The organism is Anabaena sp. AL09 (assembly GCF_001672255.1).
Taxonomy (GTDB): Bacteria; Cyanobacteriota; Cyanobacteriia; order Cyanobacteriales; family Nostocaceae; genus Dolichospermum; species Dolichospermum lemmermannii.
The window spans coordinates 36,513-50,958 of sequence record NZ_LJOQ01000105.1 but is presented as its reverse complement, the minus strand read 5'-3'; the positions used below and the strand labels follow the sequence as shown (position 1 = coordinate 50,958).

The following is a 14,446-nucleotide window of genomic DNA, read 5'->3' as shown; positions in this document are numbered from 1 at the left end:
GCAATGGCACAAAACCCGGTCTAGTGTGACGGAATCTATGTTTAACCAACAAAATCAAGAACTTTCCGCTGGTCAAGAACAAATTCATTCCCTGTATCAGCAGTTAGAAAATGCTGTCCAAACAGTTCAACAACAAGAAATTTGTATTGAAAATTATCAAGCTAATTTGCAAGTTAGCCAACAGCGGTTAGCGCATTTGGAAAGAGAATGTTCTCTTTTGCAAGCTAACTACAGTCAAGAGTCTCAACAGTTATTACACTCGGAAAATACTTGTCGTGAATTGCGGTCTCGGCTAATGCGTCAACAACGACAAACTATGCAGTTTAAATCGGCTTTGGAAAAATGTCTAGATACTCCAATTCCTAGCCATGAAAATTTAGAAGATCATATCCATCATCCCCATGATGTGATTCACAAACAAACGCGATTCTCCAGAAAAGCCCGGTCTTTGTTTCCCAATGCTCAACCTATTCGACCTTGGACAGGAGAACCGGATTCTGTGAATGAGTCTGTAAATAATTCCTGGGTTAAGCCGACAGCAACAACTTCTGAAAATTATCCCCATGATCCAGAACCAGTAATCTCTCAGCCTACACAAGTTGATGAATCAACAACTCCATCAACAACTGAAGATGATTCTGGGGTATTATCCCTAGACCAGCAATTAGAAGGGATAATTCATCGGTTTTTTATTACACCATCATCTGACACAACGGAGGAGGGGACCCAGGCAAAAGTAAATATTCATCAAGGTGATATATCTGTTTTAGAAACTTTAGTATCTACTTCGGAAAATTATGCACAACCAGAAATAATAATTAAACAGGATTTGCAGATGGAAATTGATCCTTATGGTACTACTGAAAATTCTGGAAAGGAAGATTTTCCACTATCACTAATAGAGGAATTTCCAATCATTTCCACCGCTCTTAGCCATCAGATCAATACTGTGGAAATGGAAGATTATTGGTTGGATATTTCCCCGACAACGGAATCAAATTTACCCACTAATGATGTTTTGCCAAAGTTATTGGATGAAAATACATCTGACCATAAATCGCCTTCACCATTGATTTATCCCCAACGACCACCCAAGGGACGCAAATCTTTAGCATCTGTAGAATTGCCGAATTTTCAACCTAAGCACAAGTAGATGATTAAGACTTTATTTCTGGTCACGCATTTTATAAGTTAAAGTAGAAAACTAATTTCTAGAGATTTAGTTAAGATTTGGGTTTAATCTCAAATTCAAGTTTTGAACGATAGAAAGAAACATCAAATTCTAGAAAAAAGTTAGTTTGTCCAAGAATTAAGGGCGCATTTGGTCTACTTACCCATGCAAAAGCCAATTTAACTGAGGGAAATTCACCTATTTCAGCACGTGCAAAAAACGGTATGGCTGCCTGACTAAGATTACCTGCTAATTGGATAATAGCTTTATTTTCATCCCATACTCCACCTAATTGAAGCCCTATTTCATAAGGTAAAACATTGACGGTAGCACCACTATCAACTAAACCCAGTGCTTCTACGATTTTATCACCATGACATAAAACCAGTGGAACTCTAGGCAAACTATCAAACTCGTTTTGGCTGGGGTTATTTGTTGAATATTTGAACCGCATAAATCTTAATCACTAAAGGTTGATTGATTTAATGTTTCCATCAAAATTTCTCCAGCCCCGAAGTTATCATAAGGCGTTGCTAGGTGATATGTTTTGAAGGGTTCTAGTGGAGAAATATTTTCAGATGAATCTAAATTTTCTGCAAGAATGCGAATTAATTTGAGTTTTTCTGGTGCTGAGAGTTGTTGAATTGATGGGAGTAAATCGGTTAGTGTCATATTTTTCTCTTGATATATCTGAGGGATAGAGTCAAAATTACTTTATTCTATTTTATCTCAAAGCGATTTCTAGGTTGTGGTTTGTGATCACTCATTTTATCATGGTGGGATTAAAAAATAAGACTTGTGTAAAACTATACAAACATCACAAATATTATATAATAGCTGCGATATAGTGAGAACATTGTTTATAACTCAAAGTAGTTTACTATTTGATAATTAAACTAATGTTGCAGTCAATTGAAGGTAAGTACCTGGACAGAATTAATTACATATTATTTATTTACCAATCCTTTGTCCATTAGAGGGTGTTTGAAAAGTTATGGTTGATGTATCAAATATTTTTTACCCGGATTTTTATTGTTTCCCCCCTTTACAAGGGGAAAGGGGGGTAGCAATGTGATGAAAATTACGGAATACCACTTTTCAAACATCCTCTAAGGGTGCGGAAGGTGGGTTCTAAATCAAAACTTTTATCCGAGGATTATTCAAAAGCTCCTGACTATCTTTTATCAACTTATCACCCCAATTATTCTTTTTCAGAAACTCAATCTTTCCAAAACGTTTATCTAATTTTAAAGCCGTTTCTCCCGATTTCAAACCTGCTTCCTTATCGCCTTTGGCATACAAAGCTACACCTAAAGCTAGATGTGCTTCTGCAACATTGCTATTGATTTTTATCGCATTTCGCCAATAATTAATTGCTGTTTCTACTTCTCCCATTTCATAGGAAACTATACCCAAGTTCGTGTAAGCTTCGGTAAAGTCGGGTTTTAATTTAATGGCTTGATTCCAATCATTTATTGCTTGTTTATAGTCTTTTAAGAAATAGTGAGCAATACCCCGAACATAGTAGGCTTCGGTAAAGTCGGATTTTAATTTAATGGCTTGAGAGTAATCATCAATCGCTTGTTTATAGTCTTTCAATTGAAAGTAAGCATCACCCCTAGCACTATAGTATGTTGCATTTTTAGGGTCAATTTTAATAGCTTGAGTATAATCATCAATCGCTTGTTTGTAGTCTTTTAATTGAAAGTAAGCAAAACCCCTACCACCATAGTATGTTGCATTTTTAGGATCAAGTTGAATGGCTTGAGTATAATCAGCTATGGCTTGTTTGTAGTCTTTTAATTGTAAATAAGCAAGACCCCTAAAATCATAGTATATTGCCTTTTTATGGTCAATTTTAATGGCTTGAGTGTAATCATCAATCGCCTGTTTGTATTCTTTCAGGAAAGAGTAAATACCACCACGAATAGCATAATACTCGGCATTTTGAGGGTTAAGTTGAATGGCTTGAGTGTAATCATTAATCGCCAGTTTGTATTCTTTTAATGTCACGTAAGCACCACCTCTATCTGCGTAAGTCGTAGACATTATGGTAGTGTAAGAGATAAGGATGTCTTTATTATCTTTAAATTCAGAGTATCTGAAACCTCCTACAGTGTATGGTGCATTTTTAGGGTCACGACGAATAGTTTCTGTTAAATCAGATATAGCTTGTTTATAGTCTTTTAATTTTGAGTAAAGACCACCCCGCAAGGAGTAGTAGATTGCATCTTTAGGGTCAAGTTGAATGGCTTGAGTTAAATCAGCTATGGCTTGTTTATAGTCTTTTAATATTGAGTAAACACTACCCCGCAAGGAGTAGGATCTTGCATCTTTAGGGTCAAGTTGAATGGCTTGAGTGTAATCATCAATCGCTTGTTTGTAGTCTTTTAATTGAAAGTAAGCAAAACCCCTCACTAAATAGTATGTTGCATCTTTACGGTCAAGTTGAATGGCTTGAGTATAATCAGCTATGGCTTGTTTGTATTCTTTCAATCCTCTGTAAGCACTACCCCTGCTATAGTAGTAGAAAGCATCCTTAGGGTCAAGTTGAATGGCTTGAGTTGAATCAGCTATGCTTTGTTTGTATTCTTCTAATTGTCCGTAATACAAACCCCTTAGATTGTAATAGCCAGCGTCTTTAGGGTCAAGTTGAATGAACTGAGTAAAATCAGCTATGCCTTGTCGATATTTTTTTAACTCTCCATAGGACAAACCACGCCCAGAATAAGCCGATTTAAACAGAGGATCAATTTTAATAGCTTGATTATAAGCCTCAATTGCTTCAGGAAACCGCTTTAAGTAACGAAGCGTTAAACCTCGCAGGTAGTAAAGAGCAAATTGATTAGGACTTAGAGCAATGGCTTTGTCAAAAGATGTCAAGGCTTCGGAATATTTATCTAATCTAAACAGCGCTCTACCCCGCAATTTCCAAGCTTGAGCAAAGTTGGGATTAATTCTAAGAGCTTTATCATAAGCAGCAATTGATTCTGGGTATTTTTTCTCACTACGAAATATCATCCCCTTGAAATACCAAGCTTGATAAAAATCCGGTTTTTTCCCAATCGCTTTATCAACAGCTTTTCTCGCTTCTGCATATTTTTGAGAACGCCATAGTTGATTAGCATAATTTAGCCATGATATTTCATCATCGCTATTTTTAGGAACTTGATCCAATGGTAATAAATATTCACTAATTACATCCTCTTCCGATTTTTTTAGTGTAGCTGGTGTAGTAGTTTCGACTTTTAAATCTGAATCTATTCCTACCTGTTGAACCAAATTTAAAAATGTGCTAATGGGAATACCAGAACTACTACCTAAATTGATTTTACCATCAAAATCGAGTGATGTTTCACCTTCCACTCTGCCATGAATACCAATTAATCTTCCTTGGGTATCTAAAACCGCACCGCCACTCATTCCTCCTTTAGTAATATTACTATAAAGTAGATCATAACCATCACTTAAAACAGTTTGTATTCGCACAGGTATCAGAGAACTTTGATTATTAAAACTTAGATAAGTAGTCAACTTGATTAATTCTTGTCCACTCAAAACTCCCGCTGTTAAAATCCGGTGAGGTTTGTTTTTATTTTGTTGTTTATTACCAGGAAAACCAGAAACAAACACTTTTTGATCTTTAGTATTTAAACTATAATTTGCTAAAGTTGCAACTTGATATTTTTGATTACTGGTAAATTGAACAACGGCTAAATCAACTCCAGGCATTCTTTTCGCATTGCTGACATTTATAGCATATCTTTGATTATCTGGTGCGACTATTTCTAACTTATCTTTTAATTTTTTTTCATCACGATTCCAGATAACATGATCTGCGGTCAACACATAATAAATATTACCTTTCTGGGCAATAATTACCCCAGAACCGATATCTGTGGGGTTAGCATTAGGAATTAACACCGTAATTTCTTGGGCAATTTTATCAATATTTTGGATTAAACCTTTTTTCGCTATCAAAGCAGAATCATCACCCTTTCTAGGCGATTTAGCCACAAATTCCGGGACTATCTTAGCGACGGCGTAAATCGGTAAACCCCAACTATATTGACGCATTTGCTGACGTTCGGCTGCACTGGGTTTACTATTGTCAATATAAGTATATATTTTATCAGAAATAGGATAAGCATGAACGGCATTAATACCAATAACTTCACCTTGATAATTTAATATGGGTCCGCCACTCATTCCTGGTTGAACTTTATTGCTGTAACCAATGCGATAACCTCTTTGAAAACTCTTATCTGGTAATAGAGAAATTTGTCCTTCTGTGAAAACCAATTTAGCACTATCACTCACAAATCCAGCCGCGACAATTTTTTGTTCTACTGCTATAGGTGCGGAAATTCCTAAAGTAGCGATGGTATATTCTGCTGTTGATTGAAACTGGAATAAAACTACATCTTGATTTTTTAAAGATGGTGGTTTTTCTTTAATGACATTAGCAGGATATATTTTTCCATCAGGTGTTTGAATGCGATAAGATGCACCTGGATTCATCACATGATCATTAGTTAAAATAGTGTAATTATTACCATTTTTGGCAATTAAAGTTCCTGAAGCACTGCCATTTTTAGTTAATATTTTCACAGTGATAGATTTGGCTAAAGCTTGTAATTGTGCTGAGGTTAATAGTTTTTTTGTAGGTTATTTTGCGGTAACTGGTTGAGGAGAAATCAATAACAATTGCTGAGGAATAGTTAATAAAGCAGTTGTGCAAATGAGGGTAAAAAATAGGTGTTTCATGATCTTTTTTTGTTTGAGTAAATTAGGAGATGAATATAAGTAGGTTGGGTTGAGGAACGAAACCCAACACTTCTTGACAACTTCTTTAAGTAGGTTGGGTTGAGGAAAGAAACCCAACACTTCTTGATAACTTCTTTAAGTAGGTTGGGTTGAGGAACGAAACCCAACATTTCTTGATAACTTCTTTAAATTAGTTGGGTTTCACTTCGTTCTACCCAACCTACAATCTTTGAGAATCTGGTGCTTGAATGCGATAAGATTCACCTGGATTGATTACATGATCATTAGTTAAATAAGTAGGTTGGGTTGAGGAAAGAAACCCAACACTTCTTGATAACTTCCTTAAATTAGTTGGGTTTCACTTCGTTCTACCCAACCTACAATTTTTGAGAATCTTCTTTATTGCATTTTATTCGCTGGTGGTGTATTGAGGAATTGGCGAATATCAATGTAAAATTTATCTTCTCCAGAAGCTTGTGGAATAGGTTCTGTCTTAACACTACCAAACCAGAGTTTATTTAACCGTTTGAGAACATCCTTAGACTTGTCCTGAGGTCGCAATGTAAATAACACAGTATCACAACCACCATCAATTGAACTCACAGAACAAATTACTTTGCTCCCATTTTGAAAAGCATTGGTAACGTAATTAAGACTGCCGTTATTAAAAGCTGTTTGGAAGTTATCAGAAACTTTTTGACAACGTTGTTGTGGTTTAACTCCTCCTAAAACAGATGTCCAAGTCACCATTGCTTTTTGGAAATTTGGTGTCCAAAGAAAAGTGGTAGGAACAGACTTTCCATTTTCGGAGTAACGACTTGTAGAACAGATAAAGCGAATTTGATTATTAGCGTCTTCTTGAGCAAAAACAGGAGTAGATGCTAATGTGGTGGTTAAGAATAGTGTGGTTAATAATGTTAATTTCATCATTTCTTAAATCTCCTAATTTGGGAAAGGTACATTTAATTTCTGTGGGGTGGGCATCCTGCCTGTCCAGATAGACAAACTAGCTAGAAGCCTATACCAATCTAAATTCTCAACAGACTATTAGCGCCGTAAACGGGAAATATTTCCCTGACGAATTGCCGTTAAGAAAGGTTGTATTTTATTTACCAGGATGGCAATACTAATACCACTATTGCTGCCATTTCTATCAAGTTGAATAGCAGTATTTACGCCAATAACTTGGGCTTGGGAATTGAGAAGTGGACCACCAGAATTACCGGGATTAATTCTAGCATCATGTTTAATTATACCATCTTGCTCGTCAAGATTGCTCAAAACACCGGCAGTAAAATTATTTAGATTGCCATAGCCAAAGGGACTACCAATAGCATATACAGACTGTCCCACTTGGGCTGATTTTGCTAAAGATAATGTGGGTAAATTCTTCTGATTACGAATTTTAATGGCTGCTAAATCTACTCCATTTTTAGCAAAGCCAATCACGTTAGCAGGAAGCCGTTTCCCGTCTTCTAAAACTACAGTAACGGTTGCGGGTGCATCTTGCAAAACGTGAGCATTGGTAATAATTAACCCGTCAGAACTAACAATAAAGCCACTGCCGCTTGATTTACCTGTGTTGATATAAACTACGGCTGGACTGGCTTTTTGATTCACTCGAATGCGTGTTTGTTCCTCCGAGTTTTGGGCTATGACAGGGTTGGAATGATGATTTGGTTGGGGAAATGCCAAGCCATTTGGTGATGCTAGAGCCTGTATGGATAAAACAGCAAGCCCTGTAACTGCTATCAGATATGGTTTTCTGTTCATTGGTGAACTTGGTATAGACTAAGGTAGCTATGACAGTGTATTTAGAAGATTATCTAGGATAAATGACAAAATTCAACTGTCGTTACCATTTTTGTAACAGCCTCTTTGATGATGATTGAGAATTGATTATAACAAAACCCTTGTCCCGCAAGGGTTCTGAACAATTATCTCTATATTTCTGATCTAGAATTAGAATATCCAAAAAGGGCGCAGACCCTGCGCCCCTACGGAATGATTTTGATTAATATTTTCGCTCTTTTGGTGCAAACATTGTGATTGTCACGGGACGATATTGAATGTCAATTCCTGTTTGTGAATAATAAGCCATTGTGTGTTGTAAGAACTTATTATCGTCCCTTTCGGCAAAGTCTTCTCTAAAGTGTGCGCCGCGACTTTCTTGGCGGTTGAGGGCGGAAGTTAAAATGGTTTGTCCAACTACCATTAAACTTTGCAATTCTAAGGCTTCAACTAATTCTGTATTCCAGCTTTTTCCTTTGTCATCTAAATATATTTGTGAATATTTTTGTTGTAGTTGGGCGATTTTTTCCAATCCCTGACGCATGACTTCATCAGTGCGGAAAACGCCACAATTTTCAGTCATATTATCTTGAAAAGCTTGACGAATTTGATTAATTCTATACTGTCCTGGTTGGTCTATTAAGAGTTGTATTTGTTGTTTGGCTTCCTGAATATATCTGGCTTCATCTATGGATGGTAATTGCCGATTTTGGACATAATTAGCGATCGCTGCTCCAGTCCTTTTACCATAAACTACACATTCTAATAAGGAGTTACTACCGAGACGATTTGCACCGTGAACCGACACGCAAGCAGTTTCCCCAGCAGCAAAAAAGCCTTCGACAAAACTATCATTATTACTTCTAACTTGTCCGTCAGTGTTGACAGGAATACCACCCATACAATAATGATTGGTAGGACGCACAGGCATCGGTTGAGTCACAGCATCTACACCAAGCAAACGATGGGCTTCTTCCCAGCAAAAGGGAACACGACTCATGATTTTTTCCTTACCTAAATGGCGTAAATCCAGATAGACAAAGGGACCACCCGCGCTACCATCAGTATTTACACCGCGACCAGCCCGGATTTCATACGTAATCGCCCGTGAGGTAATATCACGAGGGGCTAATTCCATGCGACTGGGGGCATAATTAGCCATAAAGCGATCGCCATCGGCATTAATCAAATATGCCCCTTCACCGCGCACAGCCTCGGAAATCAGCACACCCACAGGATACAAACCGGTAGGATGAAATTGGACAAATTCCATATCTGCCAAAGGCAAACCAGCCAAAGCGGTCATTGCCAAACCGTCACCAGTGGAAGCATAATCATTGGAAGTCGTGTTATAAACGCGACCATAGCCCCCGGTGGCAAACATCACAGCCTTTGCTCGTAATACCTCAATATGTCCATCCAAGAGGTGAAACATCACCACACCCTTAGCCTGACCATCCTCCAAAATCAGGCGCATTACATACCATTCTTCGTAAATTTGCACACCATAACGGCGCAAATTATTCACCAACTCATGTAAAATTGCATGACCGGTTTTATCAGCCGCGTAACAAGTGCGGTTGTGAGAATGACCACCAAAAGCCCGTTGAGCAATGCGACCATCAGGTAAACGAGAAAATAACACCCCCAGATGTTCTAAATCAATCACCACATCTGGGGCTTCTTGGGTCAAAATTGCGACTGCATCTTGATCTGCCAAATAATCAGAACCCTTAACAGTATCAAAAGCGTGTGCTTCCCAAGAATCGGTATCATCCACATTCTTTAAAGATGCCGCCATTCCACCTTGAGCAGCCACTGAATGAGAGCGAATCGGGTGAGTTTTGGCAACTACCGCTACCTTTAAACTAGGGTCAGTCCTGGCGATTTCCAGCGCAGCCCGACATCCAGCTAAACCGCCACCAACAATAATTACATCATGTTCGAGCATTATCAACCACCGATTATAAAAAAATTCCCCATCTACAAGACAGGGTAATAGAGAAATTGATAAAATTCCTTTTAGCTAGTTGCTTGGACTGGGTTTTGTTGGGGAATATTATTTGAGATTGATTCTGTCTTTGTTTTTGGCTCTACAGCATTGAGTTCAATATTATTTAATAAAGTCGTCACAAAGGCAAAAAGTAAAAAAGGTAGAGATAAGAGAACAACAAGACCTACTGTAGCTAAAGCGTATACTGGTCTTTTTGCACCCATCAGTGCTAAAGCTGAAGCCAAGCTAATGGTAATCGTAATTAACCAAATAATAATTTGACCGTAAATATCACCAAAAGTTAAGGTACAGACAAAGCGATAGTTTTGAATATTATTTGTGTTCATTTTAAAACTGGCCTGAATTTTGTCCTCTAGCTTCTACCTTAAATCTATGTTTGCCTCCAGAACAATTTCTCAATATTTTTCCAAGGTTTGTAATATTACTTTACAAAAAACTAATTTTTCAGTCACATCTTCTGCAAAATTGTCAATCTGTATATTTGATCATATTTGCAGGATAATTGATTTACGCCTCTAAATACCTGTGTTTTTATCTGACTTTTTAAAGATGCAGAGTAGTACACAACAGCGTAAATCAACCACCCATCCTCTCAATCAGCAATCTACAAAATAGCAAAAAAGCTAGATTAATTAGCTGCTTGACTAAGACATACTTTCATCATTCCTCAGCAAAAGCGAACAGCAATTAACATCATTTAAACAGACTTTACCCCATTCTAAAGCCCAACGCACCAAAGCCACACGGTTATCAGTTTTTGTCTTGGTGAGAATATTACTGATGTGGTTATCAACTGTCCGTTTACTAATTTCCAGTTTGACCGCAATTTCTTGGTTAGTTAAGCCTGTGGCCACTAAGTCGATGATTTGCAGTTCTCTGTCTGACAGACTAACACGGGTCCCAGGCTCACTAGTAGCCATGACTTACTATTTCTCCCTTAGTATATGTACTCAAATCTTATTCCTCATTCTAGAAGATTCTTTCCGAGGTAGATAGTTTTAAATGTTACTAATAATACTAATATCAAGATTTTCTTTTAATTTTAGGTTTGTAGTCACAGATGCTACAGATTAAAGGTATTCATTTTAACTTTACACGTAATTTATCTGCGTTTATCTGCGTTTATCTGCGTTAAATAATTCTGGAAACCTGATGATCTGGAGCTTCATTTTCAATTAGTGTCAAACTAAATTTAGATCATGCCCCATCGAAAATCAAAAATGCAATGAGTAATCCCTCTATTTTATGTCTTGGTGAAGCCTTGTTTGATTGTTTAGCTGATCAATTGGGACTTGAGTTAGATGCAGTGAAATCATGGACTCCCTACCCCGGAGGAGCGCCTGCTAATGTGGCTTGTGCTTTGGTGAAGTTGGGAACATCAGCGGGATTTATTGGTGCTGTGGGTGAGGATGAAGCAGGGAATACACTGGTAAAATTATTAGAAGATGTTGGTGTAGATATAATAGGTGTACAACGTCATTCTATAGCACCAACTAGACAAGTATACGTGGTTAGAGATTTGGGGGGCGATCGCACTTTTGCAGGTTTTGGTAAATATGATACTTCCGAATTCGCTGATACCCGTCTAGAATCTGCAAAATTGCCACCGGCGCTTTTTAATGAAGCTGATTTTTTGGTAGTGGGAACTTTAGAACTAGCCTATCCTGAAAGTGAAAAAGCTGTTTTGCGGGCTTTAGACTTAGCAGAACAATATGACCTAAAAATTATTCTCGATGTCAATTGGCGACCAGTATTTTGGCAAGATGAAAATACAGCTAAAAGCAAAATTCTGGCATTATTAAAGCGATTTGATTTTCTCAAACTAACCAAAGAGGAAGCACATTGGCTATTTGATACTACTGATCCAGGAGCAATTACTTATAGACTCAATTCCTTGGAAGGGGTTTTGGTCACAGATGGTGAAAATGGTTGTGCCTATTGTTTAGGGGAAAATGAAGGTAAAATCCCGGCGTTTTCCATGTCTGTAGTGGATACCACTGGTGCAGGAGATAGTTTCTTGGCTGGGTTTATTCATCAATTACAACAAGTTGGGATTCACAGCCTTAAAGACGGAGATACAGCAAACAGGATTGTCACCTATGCCAGTGCTGTGGGAGCATTAACTACTATTAAACCAGGTGCGATCGCATCCCAACCCACTGCGGCGGAAGTTGAGGCTTTTCTTGCTTCCCATAGACTTTAAATACTAGCACATTCAACGGGAATATCAGTTACAATCACAATCGGCTGATATTCCTGCGGCATCTCATCTAAGTGCATACCGCTATCTTAACAAGATTAATATTGTGCATTGTGATTGACATTGTAGTCGCATATACCTTAGAGTAAAAAAAGTAAATTTTTAGAATTTCTGTTGTAGGTATGATTAATCTGAATCCAGAGTACGAAATTAGTTGCCAACATTTTGCTGATTTGAAGGAGAAATACCAAGCTGCTAAGTATGAATATTCTTCTCCTTCTAGTCCACTGTATTTCATTCTCAGAAAAGCTGATTTAGGAATTGAACTTACTGATTTAGAATCTATTTATTTGCAGAAAGAACAACTTTCAACAACTTTCAATATTATTCAAAAAGAACAGCAACAGAGAAATAAAGAAAGGATAAGTTTAGGTGTTGAATTTACGAAGTTAAAATCTAAATATAAAGTTGAGAACTATAATATTTCTTGGATAACAAGCGATTTATATTTTATTCTCTGTAAAATAGATTCAGGTAATTTTCTCACTGAAAAAGAATTTAATTGGTTACTATCCCATGGTTGGAAAGCAACAACATCAATTGCTATTGAAACTCAAAAAGTTACTAGCTTAAAGTCTAAGTACAAAGCTACTCGATATCAAGATTTTCATCCTGATAGTCCACTTTATCCTATTCTCAAAAAAATAGATAGATCAGAACGTTTAAATGAGACAGAATATAAATGGTTAATAGAAAAGGGACTTTTAGAAACTTTAGAATTTGTCAAGCAGCAAGAAGCAGAAGAACGAAATGAGTTTATTCAGTTAAAGGAAAAATATCAGGCTACTAAATATAAAAGTGAATATTTATCAAGTCCATTATATGCAATTCTGCAAAAACTGGAAGCGGAAGAAACGTTAATGGATACGGAAATTAACTGGTTGCAAGAACAAGAACTGATTGAAACTATTGCTATTGCTGAAGAAAGAGAACAAATAAAGGAATTTGCAGCCTGGAAGATTAAGTACAAAGCCACCGAATATGAGGATATATCCCCGAAATGTCATCTTTATAAAGTTCTGAAAATAATTGATTCCGGTAATTTTTTAGGAGAACAAGATATTAACTTTCTGAAAAAGCGTAAATTCCTGGAAACAATTAAAGTAGCTCATGATCAATATACCAAGCATTTGAAATCTAAAATTGAAACCGATGAATTATTGACTAATTCAGAAATTCAATGGTTAAAAAATAATGGACGTGAAGATATTATCATTTTAGTTCAAGAACGGCTATTTTCTATTTTAAAATCAAAATATGCTGTTTTAGATGATAAATATAAATCACCAAGCAGTCCTTTGTATTCTATCTTACAAAAATTAGAACAAGATGAAAGAATAGAACCTCAAGACGTTGCTTGGTTACAAGAAAATGAACTTTTTTATGATAAAATTCGGACTAAATACCATATTATTGAAGCTGATTTTTATCAACAGGAATTAAAGCGCACAGGTAATCAATGGAATTTGGTAAATGCTAGTAGCCATTTACGCAAAGCTGATAAATCAAAATTAGCATTACAGTTAACCAATAACTTACCATTAAACAAGATTGAAGATAATAAACTCAAATCAGCCTTATTAACTACTAGAGGTGGAGCATTTCGAGATTTTGATAAATTAGATGATGCGGAAATTTGCGCTCGTCAAGCAATGAAGTATCAACCAGATAGTCATCACCCTTATACATTAATGGGAGCTATTTGTTATCAACAAGGTAAGTATTTTGAAGGCGATAAATGGTTTAGTGAAGCAATCAAACGAGGTGCTAAACCTTTAGATATGGATTCAGAAATTAAATCAGTTTTGAAAAAGACAAACGATCAAAAACAGCGTCAAGAGTTAGTTAATTATCTCTTGAAAAAAGATTCATATCGTTATGCTTGGGCTAAAGATTATCTAAAAAAACAGAAGGATAAAAAATAAAAGGTTTGAATTTAACACAAATGTCTCTACAATGTGTTAAATTTGAATAGAAAACAGGAAAATCTCAACCTTTGCTCCTTTGTACCTTTGCGCGTTCGCGCAGCGTGCCGTAGGCATAACATAATTCATACCACGATTATAAAGTATTGCGAAGTTATTAAAAAAAAGATTTTGTTTAGTATATATATATGAAGAATATGGGCAAAGAGATCATCACAGTATTAAAGTGCAGATATCACCAATTAAAAGACTTAAAAAAGGGGCTATAGTATTATGACTATCTCCAAAATGTTTATTGATATGGCTCAGTTTATTTCTGAAGCCTTCATGCGGATTTTCACCCCTGCTAATGATGCCTATCCTGTGACTGGGGTACAGCCTTTTACAGGTAGTATATATAAAAAAGGTAAAGCAGCTTGGTAAGTATTGACTTGAGAAAAGTCATACCATTTCTTTGGGTGGCATTCCCAAGGTTTTAACAAGGAACTGGCAAATAACGAGTTCTAGATTTGGTGAAT

The 14,446-nt window shown here is 36.6% G+C and carries 12 protein-coding genes; 4 read left to right on the top strand and 8 right to left on the bottom strand.

The genetic code is table 11. The features are described 5' to 3' along the window. A partial coding sequence (locus AN490_RS21675; RefSeq protein ID WP_300006928.1) for a hypothetical protein occupies positions 1–1,153 on the top strand: 1,153 nt, incomplete at its 5' end. A gap of 70 nt (positions 1,154–1,223) precedes the next feature. Here AN490_RS21675 and AN490_RS21670 read toward each other — a convergent pair. The 8 genes from AN490_RS21670 to AN490_RS21635 all read right to left on the bottom strand — a co-directional run bounded on the left by AN490_RS21670 (position 1,224) and on the right by AN490_RS21635 (position 10,663). Next, on the bottom strand, positions 1,224–1,625 hold the full coding sequence (locus tag AN490_RS21670; RefSeq protein ID WP_300006926.1) for a hypothetical protein: 402 nt from the start codon (positions 1,623–1,625) through the stop codon (positions 1,224–1,226). A 5-nt stretch (positions 1,626–1,630) separates the two neighbouring features. Beyond that, a complete protein-coding gene (locus AN490_RS21665; protein ID WP_168632136.1) occupies positions 1,631–1,843 on the bottom strand; it encodes a hypothetical protein in 213 nt (70 codons plus the stop codon). A 459-nt stretch (positions 1,844–2,302) separates the two neighbouring features. Next, entirely contained in the window at positions 2,303–5,782 is a 3,480-nt protein-coding gene (locus tag AN490_RS21660) for a serine protease (protein WP_300006924.1), read from the bottom strand. Between the two features lie 555 nt (positions 5,783–6,337). Continuing rightward, positions 6,338–6,868 carry a COP23 domain-containing protein gene (locus AN490_RS21655; RefSeq protein WP_300006922.1) on the bottom strand — a complete coding sequence of 177 codons (531 nt, stop codon included), beginning with the start codon at positions 6,866–6,868 and terminating at the stop codon, positions 6,338–6,340. A gap of 117 nt (positions 6,869–6,985) precedes the next feature. Next, positions 6,986–7,711 carry a trypsin-like peptidase domain-containing protein gene (locus tag AN490_RS21650; RefSeq protein ID WP_213798419.1) on the bottom strand — a complete coding sequence of 242 codons (726 nt, stop codon included), beginning with the start codon at positions 7,709–7,711 and terminating at the stop codon, positions 6,986–6,988. A 241-nt stretch (positions 7,712–7,952) separates the two neighbouring features. Next, positions 7,953–9,680 carry a succinate dehydrogenase/fumarate reductase flavoprotein subunit gene (locus AN490_RS21645; protein WP_300006919.1) on the bottom strand — a complete coding sequence of 576 codons (1,728 nt, stop codon included), beginning with the start codon at positions 9,678–9,680 and terminating at the stop codon, positions 7,953–7,955. A 71-nt stretch (positions 9,681–9,751) separates the two neighbouring features. Continuing rightward, a complete protein-coding gene (locus AN490_RS21640) occupies positions 9,752–10,069 on the bottom strand; it encodes a hypothetical protein (RefSeq protein ID WP_168632141.1) in 318 nt (105 codons plus the stop codon). A gap of 318 nt (positions 10,070–10,387) precedes the next feature. Beyond that, positions 10,388–10,663 (bottom strand): LuxR C-terminal-related transcriptional regulator, encoded by a 276-nt coding sequence (locus AN490_RS21635; RefSeq protein WP_148761575.1) that lies wholly within the window; start codon positions 10,661–10,663, stop codon positions 10,388–10,390. A 305-nt stretch (positions 10,664–10,968) separates the two neighbouring features. Between AN490_RS21635 and AN490_RS21630 the strand changes: the two genes are divergently transcribed. From AN490_RS21630 to AN490_RS21620, 3 genes are all read left to right on the top strand, one after another. Beyond that, positions 10,969–11,946 (top strand): carbohydrate kinase, encoded by a 978-nt coding sequence (locus tag AN490_RS21630; protein ID WP_300006916.1) that lies wholly within the window; start codon positions 10,969–10,971, stop codon positions 11,944–11,946. A 179-nt stretch (positions 11,947–12,125) separates the two neighbouring features. Beyond that, entirely contained in the window at positions 12,126–13,928 is a 1,803-nt protein-coding gene (locus AN490_RS21625; protein WP_300006914.1) for a hypothetical protein, read from the top strand. A 273-nt stretch (positions 13,929–14,201) separates the two neighbouring features. Then, positions 14,202–14,351, top strand: a complete 150-nt coding sequence (locus AN490_RS21620) for a nicotinate phosphoribosyltransferase (protein ID WP_168695838.1) — start codon at positions 14,202–14,204, stop codon at positions 14,349–14,351. Positions 14,352–14,446 lie beyond the last annotated feature (95 nt).

Coding starts and splice junctions, on each gene's coding strand:
- AN490_RS21670 (WP_300006926.1), bottom strand. CDS start 1,625: ATGCGGTTCAAATATTCAACAAATAACCCCAGCCAAAACGAGTTTGAT.
- AN490_RS21665 (WP_168632136.1), bottom strand. CDS start 1,843: ATGACACTAACCGATTTACTCCCATCAATTCAACAACTCTCAGCACCA.
- AN490_RS21655 (WP_300006922.1), bottom strand. CDS start 6,868: ATGATGAAATTAACATTATTAACCACACTATTCTTAACCACCACATTA.
- AN490_RS21650 (WP_213798419.1), bottom strand. CDS start 7,711: ATGAACAGAAAACCATATCTGATAGCAGTTACAGGGCTTGCTGTTTTA.
- AN490_RS21645 (WP_300006919.1), bottom strand. CDS start 9,680: ATGCTCGAACATGATGTAATTATTGTTGGTGGCGGTTTAGCTGGATGT.
- AN490_RS21640 (WP_168632141.1), bottom strand. CDS start 10,069: ATGAACACAAATAATATTCAAAACTATCGCTTTGTCTGTACCTTAACT.
- AN490_RS21635 (WP_148761575.1), bottom strand. CDS start 10,663: ATGGCTACTAGTGAGCCTGGGACCCGTGTTAGTCTGTCAGACAGAGAA.
- AN490_RS21630 (WP_300006916.1), top strand. CDS start 10,969: ATGAGTAATCCCTCTATTTTATGTCTTGGTGAAGCCTTGTTTGATTGT.
- AN490_RS21625 (WP_300006914.1), top strand. CDS start 12,126: ATGATTAATCTGAATCCAGAGTACGAAATTAGTTGCCAACATTTTGCT.
- AN490_RS21620 (WP_168695838.1), top strand. CDS start 14,202: ATGACTATCTCCAAAATGTTTATTGATATGGCTCAGTTTATTTCTGAA.